The sequence below is a fragment of the Yinghuangia sp. YIM S09857 genome (assembly GCF_051388915.1).
GTDB lineage: Bacteria > Actinomycetota > Actinomycetes > Streptomycetales > Streptomycetaceae > Yinghuangia.
This window is the reverse complement of record NZ_JBPKBH010000007.1, coordinates 315,555-318,601: the sequence shown is the minus strand read 5'-3', so window position 1 is coordinate 318,601 and position 3,047 is coordinate 315,555. Positions and strand designations below refer to the sequence as shown.

Annotated in this window: 4 protein-coding genes; all 4 read left to right on the top strand. The window is 67.2% G+C overall.

Going from position 1 to position 3,047, the window contains the following annotated elements; all coding sequences use genetic code 11:
- The first annotated feature begins 168 nt into the window (after window positions 1-168).
- Window positions 169-348, top strand: a complete 180-nt coding sequence (locus tag ACRX5S_RS17665) for a helix-turn-helix transcriptional regulator (protein WP_436773894.1) — start codon at window positions 169-171, stop codon at window positions 346-348.
- 83 nt (window positions 349-431) lie between these two features.
- Window positions 432-1,844 (top strand): tyrosine-type recombinase/integrase, encoded by a 1,413-nt coding sequence (locus tag ACRX5S_RS17660; protein ID WP_436773893.1) that lies wholly within the window; start codon window positions 432-434, stop codon window positions 1,842-1,844.
- Between the two features lie 134 nt (window positions 1,845-1,978).
- Entirely contained in the window at window positions 1,979-2,332 is a 354-nt protein-coding gene (locus ACRX5S_RS17655; protein WP_436773892.1) for a hypothetical protein, read from the top strand.
- Window positions 2,329-2,754 carry a PIN domain-containing protein gene (locus ACRX5S_RS17650; protein ID WP_436773891.1) on the top strand — a complete coding sequence of 142 codons (426 nt, stop codon included), beginning with the start codon at window positions 2,329-2,331 and terminating at the stop codon, window positions 2,752-2,754. Before ACRX5S_RS17655 ends, ACRX5S_RS17650 begins: the two co-directional genes overlap by 4 nt.
- Window positions 2,755-3,047 lie beyond the last annotated feature (293 nt).

Genomic DNA, 3,047 nt, shown 5'->3' with positions numbered 1-3,047 from the left:
CCCCCCCGCTACGTAGCGGCAACGTATCCGCTACGTGCCACGCATCCGCTACGCCGAACATGGCTCTGACCTGCGATGTAGCGGCAGTAGCGGATGTAGCGCACTTTCCGGCGAAGAGCCGGAGCACGACGCACCCACCACGTCATCACGCATCCGAAGGAGCGACCCTTGAGCCGCCCCAAGCAACTGAAACTCCGTGAAGTGCTTGCCGAGTTGGACATCTCCCGCGCCGCATTCTACCGCATGTGCGCCAAGGGCAAGGGACCGAAGTACAAGAAGCTCCCGAACGGTCAGCTCCGCTTCCTCCAGGCCGACATCGATGTCTGGTGGGACGGCTTGGAGGGCTGACGAGCCCAGACAACTGGATCAACGTTGTTCATCAGGCCGGGTGCGGTTCGCCGCACCCGGCCTTCGTCATGAAAGGACGAGCCTTGTTCAAGCCGACGTTCAAGGTCCGCATCTGGGCTGTGCGGCAGCGCACCGACCGCGGGCAGAAGAGCGCCGAAGTGCTGTGGAAGGTGGGGCAGAAGCGCTGTGAGGAGACGTACCGCAACAAGACCCTCGCGGACGGCCGCCGTTCCGAGCTGCTGAGCGCGGTCAACCGCGGCGAGCCGTTCGACGAGGTCTCAGGGCTGCCGATGTCCGAGGCCCGCAAGCTGGTTGACGTCTCCTGGTACGTCCACGCGCGAGAGTTCGCCGCGATGAAGTGGCCGAGGAGTTCGGCGACCGCGCGTACGAAGCTCGCGAAGGGACTCGCAAGCGCGTCTGCGGAGTTGCTGGCGAAGCAGACTGGCGGGCCCTCAAAGCGCGAGCTGAGTCGCGCTCTGTACGTCTGGGGGTTCAACGTCAGCCGGTGGGACCAGGAGCCGCCCGAGGATGTCAGACGCTGCCTCGACTGGGTCGCGCAGCACTCGTTGCCGATGAGCGCGCTGCAAGACGCCGGCGTCGTACGCGGGTTGCTGACCGCGTTCAGCCTCAAGCTCGATGGCAAGAAGGCCGCAAAGGACACCTTCGAGGGCAAGAGGGCCGTGTTCCGCAACGCCGTGGGCTACGCGCTGGAGAAGAACCGCCTCACCGAAAACCCGCTGGAGCGGGTGCAATGGGACCACTCCAGCAACGCCCGGCAGGTCGAGCCTGCCTGTGTGGTGAACCCTCGACAGGCCCGCGCGCTGCTCCGGGAGGTCTACGGGCAGAGCCGCCGCGGCCGACACCTCGCGGCGTTCTTCGGGTGCATGTACTTCGCCGCTGCCCGTACGAGCGAGGTTGTCCGTCTGCGGCTCGTCGACTGCGAGCTTCCGAAGCGCGGGTGGGGCGTCCTTAACCTCAAGAGGTCCGGCTCCCGCGCTGGCCGCGCGTGGACGGACAGCGGTCAAGCGCACGACGACCGGCAACTCAAGGCACGCGACGAGGGCGTGATCCGGTCCGTGCCCATCCCGCCCGAACTCGTGGCGATGCTGCGGTGGCACGTCTACCGGTACGGCACCGCCGCGGACGGCCGATTGTTCCGCAGCGCCATCGGGGGACCGGTGCAGGACAGCGCGTACGGCGACGAGTGGCGGGACGCGCGCAAGTCCGTCCTCACACCGGCACAGGTCGAGTCCCCGCTCGGGAAGCGCCCGTATGACCTACGCCACGCGTGCGTGTCGTTCTGGTTGAACTCCGGCGTCGACCCGACCGAGGTCGCGCGGCGGGCCGGGCAGACGGTCGCGGTGCTGCTCCGGGTCTACGCCAAGTGCCTGGACGGCGGTACGGAGCAGGCCAACGAGCGGATCGCGGCGGGGTTGGGCAGGTGGGAGGGGCCCCCGTCGGCCAGCTCCCATGACGACCCTGGGGGGCGAAAGTAGATCCGTGACACGAAATCCGTCTCGTGTCACATCCTGTATAGTGGGGGGCAGGTACCGGCGCCCCCCGCGCCTGCGGACGCCAATCCATGGCGTGGGGGTTGCCAACCCGCGAGGTGCCGAAGGGAGAGGAACACATGACCGCACCGACGAAGACCCGCGTCGGTCCGCGCGGGAGGGTGACCATCGCGGCCGCCATCCAGCGCGACACAGGTCTGACTGAAGGGGAAGAGGTCATCGTCAGGTCTGGAGGCGATGGTGTGGTGATCGTCGAGAGTGTTGCGACGGTCAAGGCGCGCATCCGCGCGGCTGCCACGCCTGCCCCTGCCGGAACGGCATACGACGCCGTGGCTGACGTTCGCGCCAGTCGCGACGGCGACGTACGTCGTGACGACCTCCTCCAACACGGTGACCGCGACTCCGTGGTCGCCGGAGAGCGCCTGGGTCCTGAGGATCCTGGCAAGGAATTGTTGAGGAGTCTCGAACTGTGAGCACCCCCCGCGCCGTACTCGACGCGTCCCCGTTGCTGGCCTGGATCTTCGGGGAGGAGGGGCACGACGTCGTCGATCGGGTCATCCCGTACGGCGCCGTCACGAGTGTCAACCTCGCCGAGGTCGTCCGCCACAGCCTCAACCGCGGGTACGCGCGGTCCCCGAAGGAGCTTGTCGGTGACCTGGAGGCCCTTGGCCTCCAGGTCGTCACCGACTTTTCTACTATCGACGCAGTCCGCGCTGGCGAACTTGTCCAGCTGTCCTACCAGGAGAAGGACCGTCACCGCGGCCGCACCTTGGCTTTCGCTGACGCCGTTTGTTTGGCTGTCGCCGAACGGCTTCGCCTCCCGGCCGTGACGGGCGATCGGCTCTGGCGGGACCTCGGTCACTTGCTCACCATCGAGGCCAAGCTCTTCCGCTGAGCGTCGGCAACGCAGACGGGCCCCGCCATCTGGCGGGGCCCGCGGCGTATCCGAGGCTGGGTGGGCCTGCGTCGTCGGCGGGTTTGGGCAGGTGGGAGGGGGTGTGAGCGGCCCAACGCTGCCCAACAAATACCCAACAAACACTGGACAAGACGCGGTTCAGGGCGGAGCAAAGTGAGACAAGTCGGGTTTTTGGGGCGCGCGGGCGATCCTGGCGCGTTGGGCGGTTGAGGTGACGAAGTCGCAGGTGGGAGGGTGGTTTTCGGATTCCCGTTCGAGAAAAAGGCTCGGGG

Coding starts and splice junctions, on each gene's coding strand:
- ACRX5S_RS17655 (WP_436773892.1), top strand. CDS start 1,979: ATGACCGCACCGACGAAGACCCGCGTCGGTCCGCGCGGGAGGGTGACC.